This is a genomic window from Planctomicrobium aquicomposti, from assembly GCF_051466325.1.
Taxonomy (GTDB): Bacteria; Planctomycetota; Planctomycetia; order Planctomycetales; family Planctomycetaceae; genus Planctomicrobium.
Genome location: NZ_CP195792.1, coordinates 2707825 through 2728394, shown reverse-complemented (window position 1 = coordinate 2728394; position 20570 = coordinate 2707825). Strand labels below are relative to the sequence as shown.

At 58.7% G+C, this 20570-nt stretch carries 20 protein-coding genes; 13 read left to right on the top strand and 7 right to left on the bottom strand.

Annotated features, from left to right (window positions below; genetic code table 11):
- Positions 1-186: 186 nt before the first annotated feature.
- The 7 genes from SH664x_RS10590 (at position 187) to SH664x_RS10560 (ending at position 7905) form a co-directional block, all read left to right on the top strand.
- The gene (locus SH664x_RS10590) at positions 187-1284 is read left to right on the top strand and encodes a GntR family transcriptional regulator (protein ID WP_437200785.1); all 1098 of its coding nucleotides are present in this window, start codon (positions 187-189) and stop codon (positions 1282-1284) included.
- A 160-nt stretch (positions 1285-1444) separates the two neighbouring features.
- Positions 1445-2407 (top strand): DUF1559 family PulG-like putative transporter, encoded by a 963-nt coding sequence (locus SH664x_RS10585; protein WP_437200784.1) that lies wholly within the window; start codon positions 1445-1447, stop codon positions 2405-2407.
- 99 nt (positions 2408-2506) lie between these two features.
- Complete coding sequence (locus SH664x_RS10580; RefSeq protein ID WP_437200783.1) at positions 2507-2968, top strand: hypothetical protein; 462 nt, start codon at positions 2507-2509, stop codon at positions 2966-2968.
- 104 nt (positions 2969-3072) lie between these two features.
- Positions 3073-4002: a dihydrodipicolinate synthase family protein gene (locus SH664x_RS10575; RefSeq protein ID WP_437200782.1), complete on the top strand. Its 930-nt coding sequence runs from the start codon at positions 3073-3075 to the stop codon at positions 4000-4002.
- Between the two features lie 306 nt (positions 4003-4308).
- Positions 4309-5370 (top strand): hypothetical protein, encoded by a 1062-nt coding sequence (locus tag SH664x_RS10570; RefSeq protein WP_437200781.1) that lies wholly within the window; start codon positions 4309-4311, stop codon positions 5368-5370.
- Positions 5367-6617 (top strand): MFS transporter, encoded by a 1251-nt coding sequence (locus SH664x_RS10565; protein ID WP_437200780.1) that lies wholly within the window; start codon positions 5367-5369, stop codon positions 6615-6617. Before SH664x_RS10570 ends, SH664x_RS10565 begins: the two co-directional genes overlap by 4 nt.
- Before the next feature lie 55 nt (positions 6618-6672).
- Positions 6673-7905 carry an AGE family epimerase/isomerase gene (locus SH664x_RS10560; RefSeq protein WP_437200779.1) on the top strand — a complete coding sequence of 411 codons (1233 nt, stop codon included), beginning with the start codon at positions 6673-6675 and terminating at the stop codon, positions 7903-7905.
- A gap of 36 nt (positions 7906-7941) precedes the next feature.
- Here the strand turns inward: SH664x_RS10560 and SH664x_RS10555 are convergent, their stop codons facing one another.
- From SH664x_RS10555 to SH664x_RS10540, 4 genes are all read right to left on the bottom strand, one after another.
- Positions 7942-8088 (bottom strand): hypothetical protein, encoded by a 147-nt coding sequence (locus SH664x_RS10555; protein ID WP_437200778.1) that lies wholly within the window; start codon positions 8086-8088, stop codon positions 7942-7944.
- Between the two features lie 103 nt (positions 8089-8191).
- On the bottom strand, positions 8192-8662 hold the full coding sequence (locus tag SH664x_RS10550) for a DUF6428 family protein (RefSeq protein WP_437200777.1): 471 nt from the start codon (positions 8660-8662) through the stop codon (positions 8192-8194).
- Complete coding sequence (locus SH664x_RS10545; RefSeq protein ID WP_437200776.1) at positions 8649-9074, bottom strand: ArsR/SmtB family transcription factor; 426 nt, start codon at positions 9072-9074, stop codon at positions 8649-8651. Before SH664x_RS10545 ends, SH664x_RS10550 begins: the two co-directional genes overlap by 14 nt.
- A 296-nt stretch (positions 9075-9370) precedes the next feature.
- A complete protein-coding gene (locus SH664x_RS10540; protein ID WP_437200775.1) occupies positions 9371-9586 on the bottom strand; it encodes a hypothetical protein in 216 nt (71 codons plus the stop codon).
- Between the two features lie 203 nt (positions 9587-9789).
- Here SH664x_RS10540 and SH664x_RS10535 point away from each other — a divergent pair, with 203 nt between their 5' ends.
- The 5 genes from SH664x_RS10535 (at position 9790) to SH664x_RS10515 (ending at position 15028) form a co-directional block, all read left to right on the top strand.
- On the top strand, positions 9790-10920 hold the full coding sequence (locus SH664x_RS10535; protein WP_437200774.1) for a YeiH family protein: 1131 nt from the start codon (positions 9790-9792) through the stop codon (positions 10918-10920).
- Positions 10917-11228, top strand: coding sequence for a hypothetical protein (locus SH664x_RS10530; RefSeq protein ID WP_437200773.1), 312 nt, complete (start codon positions 10917-10919; stop codon positions 11226-11228). The genes SH664x_RS10535 and SH664x_RS10530 overlap by 4 nt, the downstream gene beginning before the upstream one ends.
- Before the next feature lie 302 nt (positions 11229-11530).
- Positions 11531-12610: a glycosyltransferase family 2 protein gene (locus SH664x_RS10525; protein WP_437200772.1), complete on the top strand. Its 1080-nt coding sequence runs from the start codon at positions 11531-11533 to the stop codon at positions 12608-12610.
- Positions 12611-13046: 436 nt separating this feature from the next.
- Positions 13047-13595, top strand: a complete 549-nt coding sequence (locus SH664x_RS10520; RefSeq protein ID WP_437200771.1) for a cysteine hydrolase family protein — start codon at positions 13047-13049, stop codon at positions 13593-13595.
- A gap of 701 nt (positions 13596-14296) precedes the next feature.
- Positions 14297-15028, top strand: coding sequence for a hypothetical protein (locus tag SH664x_RS10515; RefSeq protein ID WP_437200770.1), 732 nt, complete (start codon positions 14297-14299; stop codon positions 15026-15028).
- A 590-nt stretch (positions 15029-15618) separates the two neighbouring features.
- Here SH664x_RS10515 and SH664x_RS10510 read toward each other — a convergent pair.
- From SH664x_RS10510 to SH664x_RS10500, 3 genes are all read right to left on the bottom strand, one after another.
- On the bottom strand, positions 15619-17535 hold the full coding sequence (locus SH664x_RS10510; protein ID WP_437200769.1) for a cytochrome b N-terminal domain-containing protein: 1917 nt from the start codon (positions 17533-17535) through the stop codon (positions 15619-15621).
- Between the two features lie 177 nt (positions 17536-17712).
- Positions 17713-18303, bottom strand: coding sequence for a ubiquinol-cytochrome c reductase iron-sulfur subunit (locus SH664x_RS10505; protein WP_437200768.1), 591 nt, complete (start codon positions 18301-18303; stop codon positions 17713-17715).
- A gap of 119 nt (positions 18304-18422) precedes the next feature.
- Positions 18423-19415 (bottom strand): DHH family phosphoesterase, encoded by a 993-nt coding sequence (locus SH664x_RS10500; protein ID WP_437200767.1) that lies wholly within the window; start codon positions 19413-19415, stop codon positions 18423-18425.
- A gap of 294 nt (positions 19416-19709) precedes the next feature.
- On the opposite strand from SH664x_RS10500, the gene SH664x_RS10495 reads away from it, so the two are divergent.
- Complete coding sequence (locus tag SH664x_RS10495) at positions 19710-20561, top strand: sugar phosphate isomerase/epimerase family protein (protein ID WP_437200766.1); 852 nt, start codon at positions 19710-19712, stop codon at positions 20559-20561.
- The last annotated feature ends 9 nt before the right edge of the window (positions 20562-20570 follow it).

Here is a 20570-nt window from a genome sequence, read left to right as displayed (position 1 = left end):
TCATTGCTGATCAGCAGCTGTGATCCACACAGCGCAACGTGATAGAGGACTGCTCTTTACAGGTGAATCGCTGTCCTTCCCGATGCGGGGACGGTGCGTCGACCTCCGTCTGTTTTGTAACAATATCAGCTAATTCGTCAAAATGACAGTTGCAAGTGTCACAATTGTCGTTTATTGTCATATTCCATGAGCTCACACATCTCCTCCGAGCCCCGTGCCCAACAGATCGCCCGCCAGATCGAAGAAGATTTGCGCGGCCGCAATCTCGCGGTCGGCGCACCGTACCTGGGGACTGACCAGGTGGCTCAGATGTTCGGGATTCACCTGAGAACCGCCCATCGTGCGCTGAACGTTCTCGCAGAACGAAACCTTTTGATTCGCAAGCGGGGTGCGGGAACGTTTGTGGGGCCGGCACTGGAGGCGGAAGCGGTCTCCCCCGGAGTCGTTCACGTTCTGATTTCCGCATCACGTGCCAAGCGGGGAATCAACGAGTCCGCATTGCTGGCCGCCCTGCGGGAACATCTTCCCGGTGTCGGCGTGCAGATCAATCTTCTTCCGGGAAGTGGTGCCGAAGTGGACGCCGCCAGTGCTCTGGGGGTTTCGCTTGCGGCCGGTGTCGCCAAGGGAGTGGTGTTGATCGGTTGTGACCGTCCCGTTCAGGACTACATTGCCAAGCTGGGCATTCCGGCCGTGGTCTTTGGAGGGGTCTTTGCAACGGCGAGCGGGCTGGCTTCGATTGACAGTGACCACTGTGAACTGGGGCGGGTTCTCGCCGAGCAGTTGGTTCAGCGAGGTCATCGCGAGATCGCCGTTCTCATGCACGATATCTGGCTCCCCGGGGACAATCGCTTCTTTGAAGGGATCAGCCAGGTCCTTGCCGCTTCCGACGCCCGTTGTGTGATGCGCAGTACGCAGGTCGACGCCGCAGCACTGAAGGCGGAAGCACGTGCGATGGTGGAACAAGAACCGGGAATTACTGCTGCGATCTGCCGGTCACGTTTCCGTTACGAAAACTTCGCTCCAGCCTTCCGCTCGCTGGCGACTCGTGCCGGCAGAGACTCGTCGAAGCTGGATGTCGTGTTTGATGATGCCGAATATTCCGGGCCGTGCGAAGACATCTATGCGTGCGCAGAAATGCCCGTTGTGCAGCAGCTCAATCAGGTCGGCGTCCTGCTGCAGTCGCTGATTCAGAATGACAAAGGTGTGGATCGGCACGTTCTGTTGCCGGTACGGCTTGTTCCCCCGGAGCGGGAAACAATGTCGTCGTCCGATTTGGACGCGTGACGATCGACCTGCAAAGGCGATCGAAGACATGATAGCGCCGGCAGGCGGGAGCCTGCTGTGGTCGGTCTCGAATTCAGGGAGTCCTTATCTGCGGAGTCTTCTGCTCCGCTGCTTGCCGTTCGGTCTATTCCAACAGGTGTTCTGCCAGAGGAGTTGTTCCATGCCCCAGCGATTTCGGCGTTCCGGGTTTACGTTGATTGAACTCTTGGTGGTGATCGCCATTATCGGCGTGCTGGTCGCGATGCTCCTACCTGCGGTCCAGCAGGCCCGGGAGGCTGCCCGGCGAAATGCCTGTCAGAATAATCTGAAACAACTCGCGCTGGCGGTTCATAACTACCACGATGTCGCCGGGGTGTTTCCACCTGGTTACGTGTGGAACTCGACCGTGGCAGTCGCCGCCACCCGGCAGCGGACTTACGGCTGGGGGGCATTTCTTCTCCCCTATATTGATCAGGCGAATGTTTACAACCAGCTTGAGACGGGCCTGAAATCAATGCGAGACCTGTTCCTGACTGATGCCGATCGCCCCAAGCTGCAGATCCCGCTGCCGATCTATCGCTGTCCCTCCGATAACGGCAGCGCGTTGACTCTGCGCGGCACCAGCGAACACAACGTCGGGAATGGCTGGGAAGTGGCCCGTTCCAACTATGTGGGGAACTACGGGTATAACGGCGATCCGATTTCCAGTCCCGGGAATCAGACGTTGGGCGTGTGGGGCAACTGCCCGGGTGACGGCGTCTTCTATCGCAATAGCCGCACCACCTTCCGCGACATTACCGATGGTTCGAGCATGACATTCATGCTGGGAGAACGGGCCTATGAAATTCCGGGAAGCCGCTTTCTGCCAGGCGCAGCTGTTTACATTGGTGTGAACGATAATGAATCAGCGGCCGGTTCGGCCTGGGGGCGAGGACATGCGGTGGTGGGAAGTGTCGCCTATCCCATGAACAACAACATCGCCGACAGCTATATCGTCCGCCATTCCTACAGCAGTCCTCATGTCGGCGGTGCCCAGTTTGCATTGTGTGACGGCTCGGTCCGTTTCCTCAGCGAGCACATGTCGGACGTGACCTATCAGGCGCTGGGCAAGCGCGAAGATGGAAGAACGATCGGCGAGTTTTAAGTTCGGGGTGACTCTCGCCCCTGTCGGTCACGTGTATCGGCTGCCATCCACCCGTTTCCTGTTGTACTTGCCCTATCATCCCTGCAATGAGAGGTCCTGATGCATTTCGCTCCCCGAATCGGCAATGCCTGGTTGTGCGTGCTGCTCTCCTTCGCATTTCTGACGGGCTGCGGAAGGGGAGGGACAGTGGAGGTTGCCAAAGTCTCTGGACAGGTGACGCTCGATGGCAAGCCGATTCCGAAAGCGATCGTTCAGTTCAGTCCGGTATCCGGAAGAAGTTCGTATGCCGAAACGGATGCAGACGGGCGCTACCAACTGACCTACACCGCCCGTCAACCCGGTGCACTGCTGGGACAGCATCGAGTACGCATTACGACCGCCGGCGAAGTTGAAGTGAAGCCGGGCGAGACCTATCAGGGTAAGGTCGTTCAGGGAGAATCGGTGCAGTCCTTTTTTACTCCTGAGATCCTTCCAAAGCGCTACAACGCGGACTCGACGCTGACAGCCAACGTAGAACCCGTCAAAGAAAATGTGATCGACTTTCATCTTACTTCGAAGTAGCGAAGGATGTTGCAAGGGGCGTTTCACGCCGCCACCTTTACGAGTGAAACCTGCCCATCTGCAATTTGTCACATTGTTCCACCTTTCTTGATCTGAGAGTGCTCATGAGCCGCTTCCCGATGATTCGTGGCCTGATCGCAGCCACACATTCTCCTTTTCATGACGATGGTTCGATTCATCTCGATGTCGTTTCCCTGCAACTGGCGGGCTTGTTGAATTCGGGCGTGACTACGAGTTTCATTTGCGGCACCACCGGCGAAAGTCATTCGCTGACCGTGCCCGAACGTCTGGCCGTCACACGCCGCTGGGGGGAGATCGCCAGGGGAACACCGATGCATGTGATCGCCCATGTCGGCCATAACTGCCAACAGGACGCGATCACTCTGGCAAAAGGAGCAGCGGACAGTCGACTGCATGGGATCGCGGCTGTGGCTCCTTCGTATTTCAAGCCGGCTTCCGTCGGTGAATTGATTCGCTTCTTTCAGCCGGTGGCTGCCGCTGCTCCGGAGTTGCCGTTCTACTTTTATGACATCCCTTCCATTACCGGGGTGGCACTCTCGGCGACTGATTTTCTGGAGCAGGCCCGCGGCGCCATTCCGAATCTGGCGGGCATCAAATTCACCAATGCCGACACCATCGAACTGCAAAGCTGTCTTCGTCAGGCGGAGGGGGAGTTCGACATTCTCTATGGAATCGATGAAGCCCTGCTGAGCGGGCTCGTTCTCGGAATCCGTGGAGCCGTCGGGAGCACCTTCAATTTTGCTGCGTCGATCTCACTGAATGTGATCCGTGCGTTTGAGCAAGGGAACCTGGAGCAGGCCCGATCGGAGCAGAACCGAACGATTCGACTGGTTCGCCTGCTGGCAGGATTTGGTTACCTCGCCGCCGCGAAATGCGTGATGGCGCTGCTCGGCGTTCCGGTCGGACCGGTCCGCTCACCAGTACGTCCGTTGACGATGACTGAAAAACAGCAGCTGGAACAGCGTCTGAAGGACAGCGAGTTCGCCGACCTCCTGTCACAGAAGGCGACGTAACCAGGTTCCGTTCATGCGTTGCCCCTCGTTCCCACTGGGGTCTGGAAACTCCATACGCCGGCAGCGAGCTGCGCATTGATAAGAGAATCGGCGTCCCCGCCGCAGATTCGCCTCAAAAAAATACCGCGGTGGAACGAACAGGTTGATCGACTCGATTGACTCGTCGCTGCCAACTGTCCCTCTCACTCGTTTCCCGGTCCGCGGGCTGAACGGATTCCCATGCTGCAACCGACGGCTCACCCGCAAATCCGGTCGACAGCAGGATTCAGGCTGCGACTTCACAAAGCTTTCATGACGGGCTTTTTCATGACTCTGATTGTCCCGCTTCCAGGATTAACCGCTGAGGAACCGACCCCATCGGGCAGCTGGAAGCGCAGCGCCTCGGTTCCGGATTCCCACGGCTGGGCCGGGATGCTGGCGGGGGAAAGCCACGGGATGCTGCTGGCCGGGGGAGGCGCCCATTTTCCGGCCGCTCCTCCGTGGGAAGGTGGGGCCAAGGTCTGGAGCGACCGGCTCTTCATCCTCACATCCCCGTCCGGTGCGTGGCGAGAGTTGCCCCAGCGACTTCCGTTCGCCCTGGGATACAGCGTGGTCGGCAGCCATCACAACCGGTTGATTGTGGCAGGCGGGGAAACACCATTGCCGAACGGGAACGGGACCCGCTGCTGTCAGGAAACCTTTTCACTGGAAGTCAGCGGAGATGGAGTCCGGATTGATGTTCTGCCATCGCTGCCGATCCCGCTGTCGAATGCCTGCGGCGTAGTCCTTGATGGAGCACTGTATCTCGTCGGAGGAATCCGGTCGCCGTTGGCGATCGCTGCCGAAAAGGGACTGTATCGACTCGATCTCTCCGCCCCCTCGTCCAGATGGGAAGTTCTTCCTCCGATTCCGGGAGCAGGCCGGATGCTGTCGGTGTCCGCCGCGTCAAAGGGAAATTTGTACGTGTTTGGCGGGGTTTCTCTCAGTACCGATTCCACGGGCAAGCCGGTGCGGACTCCGCTGCGGGATTGCTACCGGTTCAATGGGAATCACGGCTGGACTCGGCTCACCGATCTTCCACGGGCGGTCACTGCGGCCCCTTCCCCCGCTGCGGCGGTTAATGAAGACATCATCATCTGGGGAGGCGATGACGGCACACAAATGCATCAGCACCCTTCCCTTCATTCAGGCTTTTCAACACGAACGCTGGTGTACTCGACCGCTCGAAACCACTGGACCTCGGGGGGAGAGATTCCCTCGCCAAGAGTGACCGTGCCGAACGTCGAATGGCAGGGACGCTGGTACGTTGTGAGTGGTGAGAGACGTCCGGGGGTCCGCTCGCCTGAAGTCTGGAGCTGGGCACCGAACGCTGCGCAGGAGCGACCATGAGAGAGGAACCTGTGAGCTCCCCGAACATGCGTCTCGCCTGGCTGTACGTCGCCCTGCTGTTTCCCGTGGCTCTTTTAAATTACTTCGATCGCCAGATGCTGGCGGCGATGAAATATTCGGTCATGGAGAGCATCACCGATATCGGCTCCGAGGGCAACTGGGGCTACATGCTGGGGCAGTTCAAGTGGGTGTATGCGCTGCTGAGCCCCCTCGCCGGTTACTTTGCGGACCGAGTCAGCAAACGGCTGGCGATCTGCGGCAGTCTCTTTGTGTGGTCGGCAGTCACTTGGTGGACGGGCCAGGTCGAGACCTATCAGGAACTCTTGTGGGCCCGCTCGCTGATGGGCGTCAGCGAGGCCTTCTACATCCCTGCTGCGTTGGCGATGATCGCAGGTTATCACCGGGGAAATACTCGCTCCCGGGCCATCGGCCTGCATCAGATGGGGATCTATTGCGGTGTGATCGCAGGGGGTTTTGCCGGGTACATCGCAGATGCCCCTGCGCTCGGGTGGCGATCGGCTTTTACAGTCTGCGGCATCTTCGGAATGATCTATGCCGTTCCACTCACACTCATCTTGCGAGATCCTCCCGCGGAGCAGACGAAAACCGGCAGTGAACTGGCTGGCGGCTCCTTTCTGAGGACCGTACGGGCTCTGTTTACAAATCCCTCTTACCTGCTGCTGGGAGCCTATTTCTCGCTCCCCGCACTTGCCGGTTGGGTCATTCGCGACTGGATGCCAGCCATTCTGAAGCAGGAGTTTCAGATCGGACAGGGACAGGCCGGCGTCTCGGCGACACTCTACTGGCAACTGGCCGCCATTCTCGGGGCCGCACTGGGCGGGTGGCTGGCCGATCGCTGGATGCGTCGCACACAGCGCGGGCGGATCTATGTCAGCGCAATCGGATCACTCCTGCTGATTCCCGCCATCATCGGTATCGGCGAAGCCTCTTCTCTGAGCATGGCGATTGGCTTTCTGCTGCTGTTCGGATGGGGCTACGGATTGGTCGACTGCAACCACATGCCGATTCTCTGTCAGATCGTTCCTTCCAGCCAACGGGCACTCGGATATGGCCTGATGAACATGGTCAGTATCACCTGTGGAGGGCTGGCCGACTGGGGCTTCGGTGCTTCACGCGATGCGGCCGTTCCCCTGAGCGTCATCTTCGGAGCGTTCGCGGTCGTGGCGGCTTTTTCAACTCTGCTCGTACTGCTGATTCGTCCCCGGCCGGACCTGGCAGGAACCTGAACAGTCCCAGTTCCTTTACGTTCCCGCTTTTCCACCCCTGCAACGGCGGAGTGCCATGCAAGACCTGTCACTGCTCACTGCTGAAGGACGCGGCAAACTCGCGGAGACCTATCGTCGGCTGCTGCTGGAGGACTGCGTGCCGTTCTGGTTCCCTCGCTGCGTGGACAAGACACACGGAGGGTATCTGCATTGCGTCGATCGTGACGGCAGCCTTGTTGATACGGACAAGTCGGTCTGGGCTCAAGGCCGCATGAGCTGGATGCTGCTGACGCTCTTCAATACGGTTGAACAGAATGCGGACTGGCTGGCCTGGGGGAAATCGGGACTCGAGTTCCTCGAGCGCTCTGGATTCGATCAGGATGGTCGCATGTTCTTCCATCTTACCGCCGACGGTCGACCGATCCGCAAACGACGTTATGCCTACAGTGAATCGTTTGCGGCGATTGCCTTCGCAGCCGGATGCAAAGCTACCGGAAACGAAAGCTGGAGGCGTCGAGCGATGGAACTGTTCGGCCAATTCCTGGACTGGAACCACACACCGGGGAAGCAGCCACCGAAGTTTACAGACGTCAGGCCGTTGACCGGACTCGGTTCGAGAATGATCGCGCTTGTGACCGCACAGGAGCTGCGCGACAACCTGGGGGACCATCCACTGCTGGCCGAGCAGATTGAACGGGCAATTCAAGAAATTCGCGAGCTGTTCGTGAAGCCCGATCTGGAAGTCGTGCTGGAATCGGTCTCACCAACGGGAGAAATCGTCGATCATTTCGACGGGCGACTTTTGAATCCCGGCCACGCCATCGAAGCGGCCTGGTTCATTCTGCGGGAAGGAGACGTCCAGTCGCGTCCGGAACTCATCGAGCTCGGCTGTCAGATGCTGGACTGGATGTGGAAGCGGGGCTGGGATGATGAGTTTGGGGGACTTTTCTACTTCCGAGACCTTCATGACAAGCCGGTTACGGAATATTGGCATGACATGAAATTCTGGTGGCCCCACGATGAGGCACTCATCGCCACACTCTACGCGTACTGCCTCACCGGGGAACCCCGCTATGCCCAGTGGCATCAGCAGGTTCATGACTGGAGCTTCCGCCATTTCGCCGATCCCGAGTTCGGAGAATGGTTCGGCTACCTGCACCGCGACGGACGACGTTCCGTTACGCTCAAAGGAAATCTGTGGAAAAGCTTTTTTCATCACCCCCGGGCACTCTGGCTCTGCTGGCAGTTGCTGAAGAAGCAGACAACTAGCAGTCATGATTCCGGCTGCAGAACAAGCTTCCTTCCTTGAAGAACGGACTCAGGTGTTGTTCCTTCGGCAGCTCTCTCAGTCGTGACAGGGACTGTCCGTGACGACCGGCAACAGGTTCATGCGGTTGGAGGGCAAGCCCATCGGCCAGAGAACTACTTCACGCGGGATCGTCTTGATCGCCCCTTCCTCCGCGAGCAACCGAACCGTTCGTCCCCGCGACACGCCGGGCGGGCTGTTCCTTCCAGTGTCCGCGCCCCAAGCGTTTCGTCTGGTGAAATGCTGACTTCCACGTGGCGGGGACCGGGGCATCAAGAGTCAAAATGTTCTAACAACACCCCGGGCTACAGCTGGAAGCTCCCGGTTTCGACATCACCGGAAGCAGATCGAGCCCGCAGCGTTCCGGGGCGAGACAGGCGGTGTGTTTTGTTCCAAGCTGGAACACGAGCAGAGTCGAACTGGTCTCCATCGGCTCCAGGGGATACTGCGAGATCACCCCTTGGTCATATTCCACTTCCACCGGGACCATCGTTGTCTCAAACAGGCCCCTGCCTTTATTGAGGATCCCCGTCAGCTTCTCGGCGGTCAGCCGATGGTCCGTGTCGTTTGCCACCCAGAGCTGGAGAACGCAAGCCTCCACCTTGCGGGTTGTGCCGCCACAATCCACGAAGTCCTTGCGTACCCTCCCGACCTCTGTCACATGGTAGTGTGCGGGAACGGCTGATTGATCCGGCAGGAGGAACTGCAGATGCGCTGCCGGGTTTTCAGTCAGCAGCGTCATGAACTCATCGAGTGTCATCTTTTCCACTTTTCACTTTGTATCGGGGAGGAACGGGAACTTGCTGCTGGCGCTCTGTGACCTCTTCCATCAGGCAAATCGCCTGATCCAGCAGCGGGCAAACGCACAGGTCGACCACCCGATAAAGGATGTTATTCCCATCGCGACGTGAGGCCAGGATGCCGAGATCGGAGAGGCGCTGAAGCTGGTTGGAGACCCCTTGTGGCTTCATTCCGAGGGTAGCAGCCAGATCTGTGACGCAGAGCTCCTCCGCACGCACAAGAGCGTGCAGCAATCTCAGTCGGGTATCGTTTGACAAAACTTTGAAGACAGCCGCCAGCCCCCCTGCCTCGATGGGAGAGAGCAGTGGTCGCTGTTTGAGATCGGAAGTGCCGCAACAGACCGAGGGTTTCTCGCGTCGTGTCTTCTTCATCGGAATTCCTTGCTGCAACACCATTACACTAGTCTGTGTATCTGTGAAAGTCAAGCCCTCAGTCGTGGTCCGAGCAACTTGGAGTTTTTACAGGGGCATTCCTTTCTCGTCCGATGATTCCGGCGCATGGTCGCTGATCCTGTGCGAACTCCGAGCAAAATCTTTCCATCCAAGGTCGCCCCATCCGAATCGCTGTGGTTCTGAGCTCAGAAAACGCAGGCGACGCAGGCACTGGAACGAGTCTCCGGCCCCCAAAGCCGCTCTCAGAGACGGCAATTCCCGCTGCAGGGTTTTCCTCATCGGACGAGGTAGTCATAGTGCATCAGGAGAATGCCCGGTGCCAACGGACGTGATGTCGACGCCGTGAGCAGGAGCGAAACAGGAACGGATCGAAGTCGAGGATTTGCGGCCATGTCGGTGGAAGTTTCGAGTGAGGGAGCAACCGCAATAAAACGTCCCAGTCTGATGAGGACGTCGGAAGACTGGTGGGCGGTCTGGTGCGGAGTATTCATGCTCTGCGCAGCGTTCCTCGTCGTGTGGTTGGCCCGTCCGTCGAATCTTGACGAGCTGGCTCGCAGCGGCGAGGTTATCAAGATCTCGAACCCGGCGGCGAAATGGCTCTCCAAACCGGGATCCTGGTCGCAGAACCCTCTCGATTCCCTGGTGCGACCGGCGACTGAGAAATCCGCTCCCTTCAACGCGATCCCGGGGACACTTGCGCGCGCTCCTCGTGCTGGGGGTCGTCTTCGCGGTGGCCATGCAGGTGCGAAGCGGTCAGGGGGGAGCGTTTCTCCGTGCGTTTCCAGCCGTCTTTCTGCTCGCAGCTTTGGCCTATGTCATGTCCGGGCAAAGTGTCATCAAGGCTTACAACCTGGAATATGCGCTCTGGGCATTACTGGTCGGGCTGGTGATCTGCAACACCACCGGCACTCCCGAGTTTCTCAAGCCGGCCGTCTGCACGGAGTTCTACATCAAAACAGGTCTTGTGCTTCTTGGAGCGGAAGTGCTGCTGAATCGACTGTTGGCGCTGGGACTGCCGGGGATCTTTGTTTCCTGGGTGGTCACGCCTGTCGTTCTGATCACGACCTACATCTTCGGCCAGAAGGTTTTGAAGATGGAATCCCCCTCGCTGAATATGGTGATCTCCGCAGATATGTCGGTCTGCGGCGTCTCGGCAGCCATCGCCACGGGGGCCGCGTGCAAGGCGAAGAAGGAAGAACTTTCGCTGGCCATTGGTCTCTCACTGGTCTTCACCGTGTTCATGATGATTGCGATGCCCGCATTCATCAAAGCGGTGGAAATGGATGAAACTCTGGCCGGCGCCTGGCTGGGGGGGACAATCGATTCCACCGGAGCCGTCGCCGCCGCAGGCGCATTCGTCGGGAAGCAGGCCCTGAAGGTTGCTGCAACGGTCAAAATGATTCAGAACATTCTGATTGGCTTTGTCGCCTTCGGAGTGGCGGTCTACTGGACCCGCTACATGGAAGCCGGGACGCCGGGAGAGCGGCCGGGCATCAGTGAAATCTGGCGACGGTTCCCGCGGTTCATTCTCGGGTTTGTGACGGCGTCGTTGATCTTTTCCCTGCTGGCGGCAATCCTTCCTGCCGGGCCGGAACTCGTTGACTCGATGATCGACGGGACCACCGGAACATTGCGGGGCTGGTTGTTCTGTCTGGCTTTTGTCAGCATCGGACTGGAGACCAATTTCAAGGAACTCTCCCCGTACCTGCGCGGCGGGAAGCCGCTCGTCTTGTATCTGTGTGGCCAGACACTCAATCTCCTGCTCACCTTTGTGATGGCCTGGCTGATGTTCCGCGTCGTTTTTCGTGAATCGGTTCAGCCATGATTCGACAGCCCAGCGACGATCACGTGACGGACCGGGGCATTGACGCTGCTGATCTGCGACGACCGCAAACGGGGTTTGCACGTCTGGTAGCCTGGCTGGTGCCGCTCGCGGTTCTCTGGCTGGTGATTCTTCCCTGGATGTCACAACGTGAAGCGATACAGCGTGAGCTTGAATGGCTCGACACGCAGGGGATCGATCCCAGCGCGATGTACTACACTGAGCTGGAGGCGATGAAGCCAATTCTGCAGGAGTTGAACCTGCAAATGCGGCGACCCCACAAAGCGGATTCATCTCCCTCGAGTCGATGACCTCTTCATGATGTCCGGCTGAGTCGATTGAGGGAAATGTCCCAAGGGAAACTCGTCGGCTGCAGGAGTTGCTTCGCCTGTTATGAGGTACGATTGAATCGACGCGTTGTCTTTTCGCAACGCCCGAAGGGCTGATTGACCGCACGTTGCAGGGACTTCGTAAAGAAGTTTCTGAATTCATGAAACTTTCTCTTGCTCAAGCTCACCCGCATGACACAAGCTGGACCAATCGGCTCAGGAATCACGCTTTGCGGGCAGCGGGCGAATTTCCGGCGGCCGTGCCAAACAGTTGGACAACACGGATGAGTTCGCCATCTCCGATGGTTTCGGTCATTACGCCGACCTTTAACCGAGCACACTTTCTTGAGGAATGCCTGCACAGCATTCTGCGGCAAACTTATCCCTATCTCGAAGCCATTGTCATCGACGACGGTTCCACGGATGGAACACGTTCGCTCGTTGAGCAGATGCAGCAGCAGGATGGGCGCATCCGCTACGTCTCCCAGCCGAACGGTGGTGTTTCTTCCGCGCGCAATACGGGTCTGAAGCACGCACAGGGAGAGTTCATCGCGCTGCTCGATTCGGATGACATCTGGCATCCGTGGAAGCTCGAGGCCCAGGTCGCAGCTCTGCAGGCATTACCGGAATCCGGCATGGTCTGGACCGACATGTCGGCAATTGATAGCCGCGGGCAGCAACTCCATGATCGGTATCTTCGCAAGATGTATGGCGCCTACCGGAAACTGGGTCCCCAGTCGCTGTTCGCCGATAATGCTCCCTCTGCTGCCGTCAGTATCCCCGGACACAACGACAAAGTCACCGTTCGTTCCGGTATGATCTATTCGCAGATGCTGTTCGGAAATCTCGTCCACACCTCCACTGTATTGCTCCGCCGGGAACGTGCACTCGCAGCAGGACCTTTTAACGAGCGGTTCCGACGAGGTGGGGAGGATTACGCGTTTCATCTGAACACGTGCCGGCTCGGCCCTGTGGCATTTCTTGATCTCCCCTCCATCGATTACCGCATTGGTTGTGCCGACCAGATCACGGCCAACCGCAAGAACCAGGTGGAGTTTGCGACAGCATTTCTCGAGACCATTCAGAATCAACTCAGTCAGCATTCCGAATTCATCCACCTTTCGCGACGGGATATTCATTCGATTCTGAGCGATGCCTACGCATGGATGGGAACCGAACTCCGATATGCGAACCAGCCCCTTCCGGCATTGACGCAACTGCTGCAGGCTGTTCGTCATCAGCCCGGAAACCGCTACGCCTGGATGCAGATGGCCCGCGCCTGCATGCCCGGCCCGGTGCGTGATTGCCTGAAGAAGTGGCTCAGTCCGTTGCGAACTCAGCAGACGTCCCCAGCGTCTGCGTGAGTCTCTGCGCGGCGTTCCCGACTGACAGGGGGCTTGAACCCAACCAAGCTGCTCACCATTCATCACTCCCGTGGGCCGCTTGCAAGCCCATGTCTGTGCAGCGAGCTGCTTCAGGGAAGCCGCTGGACAACTCGCTGGATCCTGACGCTGTTCTGTCATGTTCTCGCCATGCGGAATGTGACTCCTTCAGCAGACGAAGTGCTGACCGGGGGGAGCCTGGCAGGTTTCCTCCTGGTGGGTGCCCCGAATGGAGAATTCAAAACGCGTAAGGTACTGAGGTCAGAAGCCTGGTGGCGTCGCGAAGACTTCACTGAGGACCCTGCCCCCAGTCCCGAATGGAGCGGAAAAGACCGCGACCTCTGACTTCGCACCTGATCATGACAGCGGTAGAATACGAATTTCCCATTCGTCCGATTCAGCGGTGTCAGGAAAAATCATGACCCAACGGGCCGTCGTCGTCGTCGATCTTCAAAATGAATATCTTCCCTCCGGAAAGCTTCCGCTGGTCAACTTCGACCAGGCGTTGACGAACGCAGCCCGAATTCTTGCTGCCGCCCGCGCTCAAGGGGATCTGGTGGTGAATGTTCGACATGAATTCACCACACCGGGAGTTCCCTTTTTCGTGCCGGGAACGAGCGGCGTCGAGATTCATCCGTCGGTCGCTCCGGCGAAGGGCGAAGCGGTGATTGTAAAGAATTTCCCGAACTCATTCCTGAAGTCGGAGCTGCAACAAGTTCTTGATGAGAAGGGGATTCAGGAAGTCGTGATCATCGGAGCGATGAGCCACATGTGCATCGATGCCACGGCCCGGGCTGCATCGGATCTCGGGTACAAAGTCACTGTCGTCCATGATGCCTGCGCCACCCGTGACCTGGAGTTTCAGGGAGAAACGATCCCGGCTGCGCAGGTACACGCCACACTGATGTCTGCCTTGGCCTTTGCCTACGCCCAGGTTGTTTCTACTGACGAATATCTGGCGAGCTAGATAGCCCGGACATGCCATCTGGCGTGAAGTCTGATTTTCCTTGAGACTTTGTGGACTCAGGGAGGAGCAGGAAAGGAAGCGTCGCCGCCAGGAACTGACCGATGCTCGGTGGGAGCTGCTCAAGGACCTGCGATTGGGAACAGCGAGTGATCCCGGTCGCACTGCGGACGCTCCTTCTGCCGGTTCAAGCGTTGTCGGCGCGGGGCGACCCGTTATGAGAAAAAAACGTGCAATTTCGCCCGCTTCATCTGGTTCGCGGAACTCGTGACCAGCACACTTTGAATGTCCGGACTACCTCATGTAGCGGGCTGCTCTCCTTGACGAGTCGGCGTCCGGTCGATGAAAGAGTACTGAACTCCGCGGGGTCTGGCGGAGCCGATGAACATGCTCGCATTACCCTCGCGCGGTGACTGTGAATTCCCCGATCGGTGGAATCGTTGAGTTCGACGCAGTTGCAGAAATTCGCAGCCCTGCGTTCATAGTCCCCTCAAGTTCCGGAGGAGACGTTCCTAACGATTAAGCAGCGATCCCGATTCCAGCTTGGACACTCGGCAGGGTGTCGGTTCTTCAGATTCATCCACTCCGGATCCCTCGGCCGATCAGATGCAGCAGCGGCGGTCGTCAATGAAGCGCCGTACACATGGAGTCGACGGTCTGAGACCTGTGGAGATAGGTTCGACTGCAGATCAGGGGAGCGGAACATGCTGCGGAAATCGTATGTAGCTGGGCTGATGATGGTGGCTGCAGTGCCGATGAGTGCGGAAGCCTGTGGTCGTCGGGCCTGTGCCCGGGTCCCTCCGACGTATGTGGCTCCCATGCCGATGTACTCGGGCTGCGGCTGTGCACCAGTCTCTCCTTGCGGCCCGTGTGGCGGAATGGCAGCTCCTGTCATGCCGATGACTCCCATGATGCCCGCGCCGTGTGGGCCGTGCGGGATGAATGCCGCTCCCGTGGTCGGAGTACAGACCCAGATCCGCCGGGAAGCACAGGTCGTCTCGGTGCCAGTGACTACCTACCGGTCCGTCACGGTCGATGAAGGCTCCTATCAGCAAGTGTGGGTTCCGAAGCTGGTCACCAAGTCTGTCCCGCAGACCACCATTCAGCAGCACGTGCAGTATCGTGACGTTCCTTACCAGACAGTTCAGGAACCGCCCCAGTACCAGACCAGCCTGACTCCGATTCCGGAGACCGCATCGATACCTGCTCCGTATCCGTCAGCTGTCGTGGCTGAGAATCCGCGTGTTGAACCGAGTGTGGCCCCGCAGAAAGCTGCAGAAGAAGACTCGAAGTGGACGAAAGTCCCTCAGGCAAAGAGCGGTACCGCGATCGAACAGCAGAACTACGAGTTCGAGAAGCTTGAAGAACCGGCTCACCTGCAACGCTTCTCGGTTCCGTCCGCCGCCAGTGCATGGATGTCCCGCGGGAATTTCTAGAGTTGGGTGCTCAAGCGTTCTCACCGCGCAGCACGGTCTGGATCGATTGAAAGCAAAACTCCACGTAGCGAGAGCTGGGCAATCGGCTCTTGCTACGCTTCCGAGAGAGCGTCGCTGCACGTCAGCGTCCCTCCATGCCTGAGTCCCGGGTGTTCCGCCTGACTCGCAGACATCTCCGAGATGCGCTTAAGTGTGCACGGAGCGTCGCCACTCCGGTTAGCTGTCCCTTGGATCTGCTTCCGGTTTCCTTTGCGGCTTGCGCAGTTCAGCGCCTTTTGATTTCCGCAGCATCATGGGGGAGGTTTCCGCACAGAGATCACGGCCCCCACGGCGAAATACGGACATTCCGCAAAGCGGTCGCGTGGGAAAAACGAACGAGTGGGGCTTCCACGTCCGCAGTGCCTCTGCGATCAACGACCATCTTCAGCTTCCGCGTGATCTCCAGAAGAAGATCTGCAGCTTCACTTGGCCTGACTCCCCTCGCAGCCTGCAGCATTTTCGCTTTTGACGTCGCCGTTCTCGCCGTGCGGAACTGGGCATTTCATCCGACGAAACGCTTGCTGCGCGGTCACTGCGAAGAGCAACCGGCTCTAGGGGGCAGATGGAAGCGACGGCAGGTAATAATCCTGCGCCAGCCAGCGAGCGACCATCTGCAGCTGCTGTTCAGATAACTGCGAACCAAACGCCGGCATCGCATTCTGTCCTGAATCCCCCGCGTAGTGCTTCTGAGGGTCGGAAATGAACTCCGTCAGCCATTCGGTACTCCCGTAACCGGTCAGCACCGGGAAGAGGTCTTCGGAGAGAGACTCCTCCTCAAGGACGACTTTCTGATCGACAACGGTCAGAGCACGCATGCTGTGACAGTCGACACAGGCCCCCACGGACCCTTGTTTCATCTCACCGGACTTGAAGATCTCTTTCCCACGGAGAACAACGGCGTCATCCGGAGCCTTGGCATCCGGTCGGCGGCTCTGTGCGTAGAGAAACTCGACCAGTGCGGTGAAGTCTGCAGCGTTAACCGGGTCCAGCAATGTCTTGCGATGGGTGTCAGACCAGTCCCGCATGCTGCCATTCAGAATGGCTTGAGCTGCTTCCGCACGTTCCCCCTGGGTATTTTCGAGTGGAGCGAAATGCTCGGCGAAATTGGTCAAGACAGAACGAATCCAGTCGCGTGAGCCGAACAGCACATGTTCGCGGTCATCCCCTTTCGTGAGGGGAGGAGCGACCGGCTTTTCAGTGAATGTGGCCACCGGGTCGGCCGGCTGGTGGCAACTCGCACAGTACTGATTGAAAATTCCGGGACCGCGGGTGAGCGGGTCGTTCTGCAGAAGTTGTGCAGCCCCCTGCGGAGGGATTCCCGTGGGGGAGAGCGCCAGATCGGTGACTCGTTCGGCATCGCGATGGGCAAGTCGAACCGCTTCACGGAAGGACTTGCCGCTGTCGCTGCTCGAATACCAGTCATCGTAGTAAGCCACGCTGGTGAGCGTGCCGGCAATGCCCACCACGACCCAGAGGTACGCGACGTTGAACCGATGTCCGCGACGCAGGTAAGCGATAATTGGGGCGAGTGTCAGAACTCCCATCAGGACACCCGGAACGACGATCGCTCCGAAGGCTTCGCCGAGCCCGGTATGCTCGCCGACCCGGCTGACCCATCCAAACTTCAGGAACTTGAAGAGAAACAGGTAATACCATTCGGGTCGGGCCGCCGCGTACGACTCGGCAGGGTTGGCAGGGGCCATCAACTCAGCGCCGTGGAAGTACAGTGTGGCTCCGAGAATCGCAGCGAGAACTCCCAGGCAGGCGACCGCATCGCGAAGAACCTGATCCGGCCAGAACTGGCCGTCCGGGCGACCTTCTGTTTTGACGGCATGAATTCCATGGCGACGGAAGACATAAATATGCAATGCGAGAAAGCCGATCAGCGTGGCAGGCAGAATTCCGGCATGTAACGCAAAGAAGCGGGTCAGCGTCTGGTTGCCGTACTGCTCGCCTCCCTGAATCAATGTCTGCAGATACGGGCCGACCACCGGTGCGGACCCCATGATATTCGTTGCCACCTGAGTCGCGTAATACCCCTTCTGATCCCAGGGAAGCAGGTAGCCGGTCAACCCCAGAAACAGGACAATCTGCATCAGGATCAGCCCCAGCCAGAAGTTGACCTCACGTGGCGCACGATAGGCCCCGTCGATGACGACCTGCATCAGGTGCAGCACCAGCAGCACCACCATTGCCTGAGCTGCGAAGTGGTGCAGTCCACGCACCAGCCAACCCAGCGTCATGACGTTCTGGATGTAGAAAACGCTTTCCCAGGCGGTCGTCGCACTCGGTGCATACGACATCCACAGACAGACCCCCGTGATCAATTGCACCGTGAACACAAAGACCAGGGTGCTCCCCCAGACGTAGCGCCAACGTGCTCCGCCGGGAATCGGCTCATACAGGGTCCCCTGAACAAGGTTTTTGTAGCCCGTGCGGTGGTCCAGCCAGTTCAGAATGCTTTGCATGTCTTGCGAACGATCAAAAAGGAGAGAGGGGGTTCGCCCGGGGAACAGTGTTCAGCGCGTCTGGGGTGGGATATTTTCTCAGGCGGTCAGCTGGCTTGCGGACTCGATCGTTTCTATCAATCTTTTCAATCAGGAACGACCGATCAGGAGCATCTCCCGAGGAAAGCTTGCGGAGGCCTAAACCGGCTCCTGCTTCGACATGCCGGGACGAAAGTTCTGGAACCGGACCCACAACTCCCGTTCGTTCCGGACCTGGACGTCCAGCGCATCCATATTGCGAGGAGGAATGTCGTTGCTCCGTTCGCCTTCGAGGTTGAAGGAGCTGTCGTGACAGGGGCAGACGTAGGCATTCTCCGACGGGCGGTAGTCGACAGTACAGCCCAGATGCGGGCATTTGGCGTTGAAGCAGGAGAGTTTGCCGTCGGGAAGCTGGTTGATGTAGACAGCTCCCAGCGCGGTTTCGGGATAGGTCGTCCAGGCGTCCTGTTTCACTCCGACCACCTGAAACATGGAGGGGATTCCGCCGGACTCCAGAGCCGAGACGGTGCCGACCATCACGAATCCGTCATCCGCTTCCGCGTCGGCCTTCTTCTTCCTCTTCAGCAGTGGATTGAGAAAGAAGATGGCGCCGGCCAGTCCCGGAATCAGCGTAATGGCTCCGCCGATCACCACGGCGAGTGCTTCCATCAGAAAGCTGCGGCGGGGAGTCAGATTCGCGGGGACATGGTGCGGAGGACTCGGTGAGTGGGACGACTTGGAATCAGACATAAAATCCCTTTGGAACGACAATCACTCGAACTCTGCAAGCAGGAGATTTCCGGAAGATCCGTGATCCGGAACCGGGTGGGGCATTCAGGTGGGAGCCGTTCAGGCTGGTGCAATCAGCATCATATACCGCAACCCAGCACTTTTTCGAAGGCCGTGAGCAACGTTTTTTGGGCTTCGAGAATCGGGCCGGGGAGCATGGCCCCCGCTGCCTGCCGGTGGCCCCCCCCTCCGAAGTTTTCGGCAATCGCCGCAACGTCGAGTGTTGACCGGCTGCGGAGGCTGGCCTTGATCCGCCCATCCGCCTGTTCCACGAGAATGAACGAGGCTTCCACACCCTCAATGGTCAGTCCGGCGTTGACCAGCTCGTCGGTGTCGGTCGGCAGAGCTCCCGTCATCCGGAAATCTTCACGGGTGATCAGTGTATGGGCCAACCGCCCCTGGCAGACCAGACCGACCCGTCCCAACACGACCCCCTGCAGTCGAAGTTTAGCGAGTGACGACCGTTCGTAGAGTTCACGGTAAACCAGATGCGGTTGGACTCCCTGGTCGATCAGACGGGCCGCGGTCCGCATGGTCCGTGCATCACTGTTGGGGAAGCGAAACCAGCCGGTGTCAGTGGCAATTGCTGCGAAGAGCGCGTTGGGCATCCCACCATGAAATGAGCCGCCGCAGGCTTCAATCAGTTCCGTAATCAGCACGCCCGTTGCGGAAGCGGAGACGTCTTTGAATTCCAGGGCTCCCAGCGAATCGGAGCTGACATGATGGTCGATGACCACCTTCGTAGCCGTCGATTTTTCGAGTGCCTTTCCGACATCGACCAGTTGCTGCCAGGCACTGGTGTCGACGATGACATGCACGTCGGTATCGCAGACCGAGTCGATGCTGACTTCGCCGCCGATTTTCTGAACCAGATGGTCCGGATCAAGAAACCGCAGGTGTTCTGGTGTCGCCGAGGGGTTGACAATGCGAACCTGCTTGCCCAGATGCAGCAGCCATCCCGCGAGTCCAATTTCCGAACCGATCGCGTCCGCATCCGGACGGACATGACTGGAAATGATGAACCGCTGAGAGCGATCGATGATCTCACGCAGCGGTTGCCAGTCGATATTCATTGCTAATCCCGCGTTCGATTGACCGTTTTCAGGGTGACAGAGCAGGAAAAACTTTAGCCGCCGGTGCCGGGTCACGCCATGCAAGCCGCGAGGGAATCGCCGGGCAACTGCTTTGGGGCCGGTGGAATCGTCGTAATCCGCCATCGCACGACGCGCCATCCCCTTGCGACGCGGCCAGTCGGCGCCTGTTCTCCCCCAATCAGGTTCTCCGTTCGTTGACGGCATCGGCCGGTTCAGGTCCAATCTGGGTCTGTTTCAGATCGTAATTCACCTGGCGGGGGGGGGCGCGCTTTTATGAAGTTCGGTATCAATCTGCTGCTGTGGACGGGCCGCGTTGACGAGGAACACTTCCCGGTCATCGAAAAGATCAAGGAGTGGGGTTACGACGGTGTCGAGCTGCCGATCTTCGAATACGACCTTCCCCGGGCCGAGAAAATCGGCAAGAAGCTGCGGGAACTGGGACTGGGAGCCACGTCCGTCACGGCTGGAACGGTGGAACACAACCTCGTTTCTCCTGATGCCAGCGTGCGGGCCTCGGGTGTCACTTACCTGAAGAAGATGGTCGACATGGCTGCCGCCAGCGGGGCGACTCACCTCGTCGGCCCGATCCATTCGGCACTGGGGGCCTTCACGGGTTCTGGTCCGACGGCGGAAGAGTGGAAGTGGTCACAGGAAGGTCTGGCGGTCGTGGCCGATCATGCTGCCGCTCAGAATGTGATACTCGGGCTTGAATGCCTGAACCGGTTCGAATGCTATCTCATGAACACGGTGAGCGCCGCCGCCCGCTTTGCCCGCGAACTGGGGCATTCGCATGTCAAAATGATGTACGACACATTCCATGCGAACATCGAAGAGAAGGACATCTTCGCAGCAGTTGAATCCTGCAAGGATCAGCTCTGCCATGTCCACATTTCCGAGAACGACCGTTCCACGCCGGGAGAAGGACAGGTCAACTGGAAAGACAGCTTCGCCGCGCTGAAAAAGGCCAACTACGATGGCTGGCTGACGATCGAAGCGTTCGGTCTCGCACTGCCGGAAGTGGCCGCCGCGACGCGGATCTGGCGTCGAATGTTCACTTCCGAAGAAGCCCTGGCCCGCAACGGCCTGAAATTCATGAAGGCGGGCTGGGAAGAGGCCCAGGCGTAATCAGTTTCA

Excerpts from the sequence above, each read along its gene's own strand:
- SH664x_RS10580 (WP_437200783.1), top strand. The coding sequence starts at position 2,507 with ATGCATTTCGCTCCCCGAATCGGCAATGCCTGGTTGTGCGTGCTGCTC.
- SH664x_RS10495 (WP_437200766.1), top strand. The coding sequence starts at position 19,710 with ATGAAGTTCGGTATCAATCTGCTGCTGTGGACGGGCCGCGTTGACGAG.
- SH664x_RS10510 (WP_437200769.1), bottom strand. The coding sequence starts at position 17,535 with ATGCAAAGCATTCTGAACTGGCTGGACCACCGCACGGGCTACAAAAAC.
- SH664x_RS10565 (WP_437200780.1), top strand. The coding sequence starts at position 5,367 with ATGAGAGAGGAACCTGTGAGCTCCCCGAACATGCGTCTCGCCTGGCTG.
- SH664x_RS10575 (WP_437200782.1), top strand. The coding sequence starts at position 3,073 with ATGAGCCGCTTCCCGATGATTCGTGGCCTGATCGCAGCCACACATTCT.
- SH664x_RS10570 (WP_437200781.1), top strand. The coding sequence starts at position 4,309 with ATGACTCTGATTGTCCCGCTTCCAGGATTAACCGCTGAGGAACCGACC.
- SH664x_RS10545 (WP_437200776.1), bottom strand. The coding sequence starts at position 9,074 with ATGAAGAAGACACGACGCGAGAAACCCTCGGTCTGTTGCGGCACTTCC.
- SH664x_RS10505 (WP_437200768.1), bottom strand. The coding sequence starts at position 18,303 with ATGTCTGATTCCAAGTCGTCCCACTCACCGAGTCCTCCGCACCATGTC.
- SH664x_RS10520 (WP_437200771.1), top strand. The coding sequence starts at position 13,047 with ATGACCCAACGGGCCGTCGTCGTCGTCGATCTTCAAAATGAATATCTT.
- SH664x_RS10550 (WP_437200777.1), bottom strand. The coding sequence starts at position 8,662 with ATGACACTCGATGAGTTCATGACGCTGCTGACTGAAAACCCGGCAGCG.
- SH664x_RS10530 (WP_437200773.1), top strand. The coding sequence starts at position 10,917 with ATGATTCGACAGCCCAGCGACGATCACGTGACGGACCGGGGCATTGAC.
- SH664x_RS10540 (WP_437200775.1), bottom strand. The coding sequence starts at position 9,586 with ATGAATACTCCGCACCAGACCGCCCACCAGTCTTCCGACGTCCTCATC.
- SH664x_RS10560 (WP_437200779.1), top strand. The coding sequence starts at position 6,673 with ATGCAAGACCTGTCACTGCTCACTGCTGAAGGACGCGGCAAACTCGCG.
- SH664x_RS10590 (WP_437200785.1), top strand. The coding sequence starts at position 187 with ATGAGCTCACACATCTCCTCCGAGCCCCGTGCCCAACAGATCGCCCGC.
- SH664x_RS10585 (WP_437200784.1), top strand. The coding sequence starts at position 1,445 with ATGCCCCAGCGATTTCGGCGTTCCGGGTTTACGTTGATTGAACTCTTG.
- SH664x_RS10525 (WP_437200772.1), top strand. The coding sequence starts at position 11,531 with ATGAGTTCGCCATCTCCGATGGTTTCGGTCATTACGCCGACCTTTAAC.
- SH664x_RS10515 (WP_437200770.1), top strand. The coding sequence starts at position 14,297 with ATGCTGCGGAAATCGTATGTAGCTGGGCTGATGATGGTGGCTGCAGTG.
- SH664x_RS10500 (WP_437200767.1), bottom strand. The coding sequence starts at position 19,415 with ATGAATATCGACTGGCAACCGCTGCGTGAGATCATCGATCGCTCTCAG.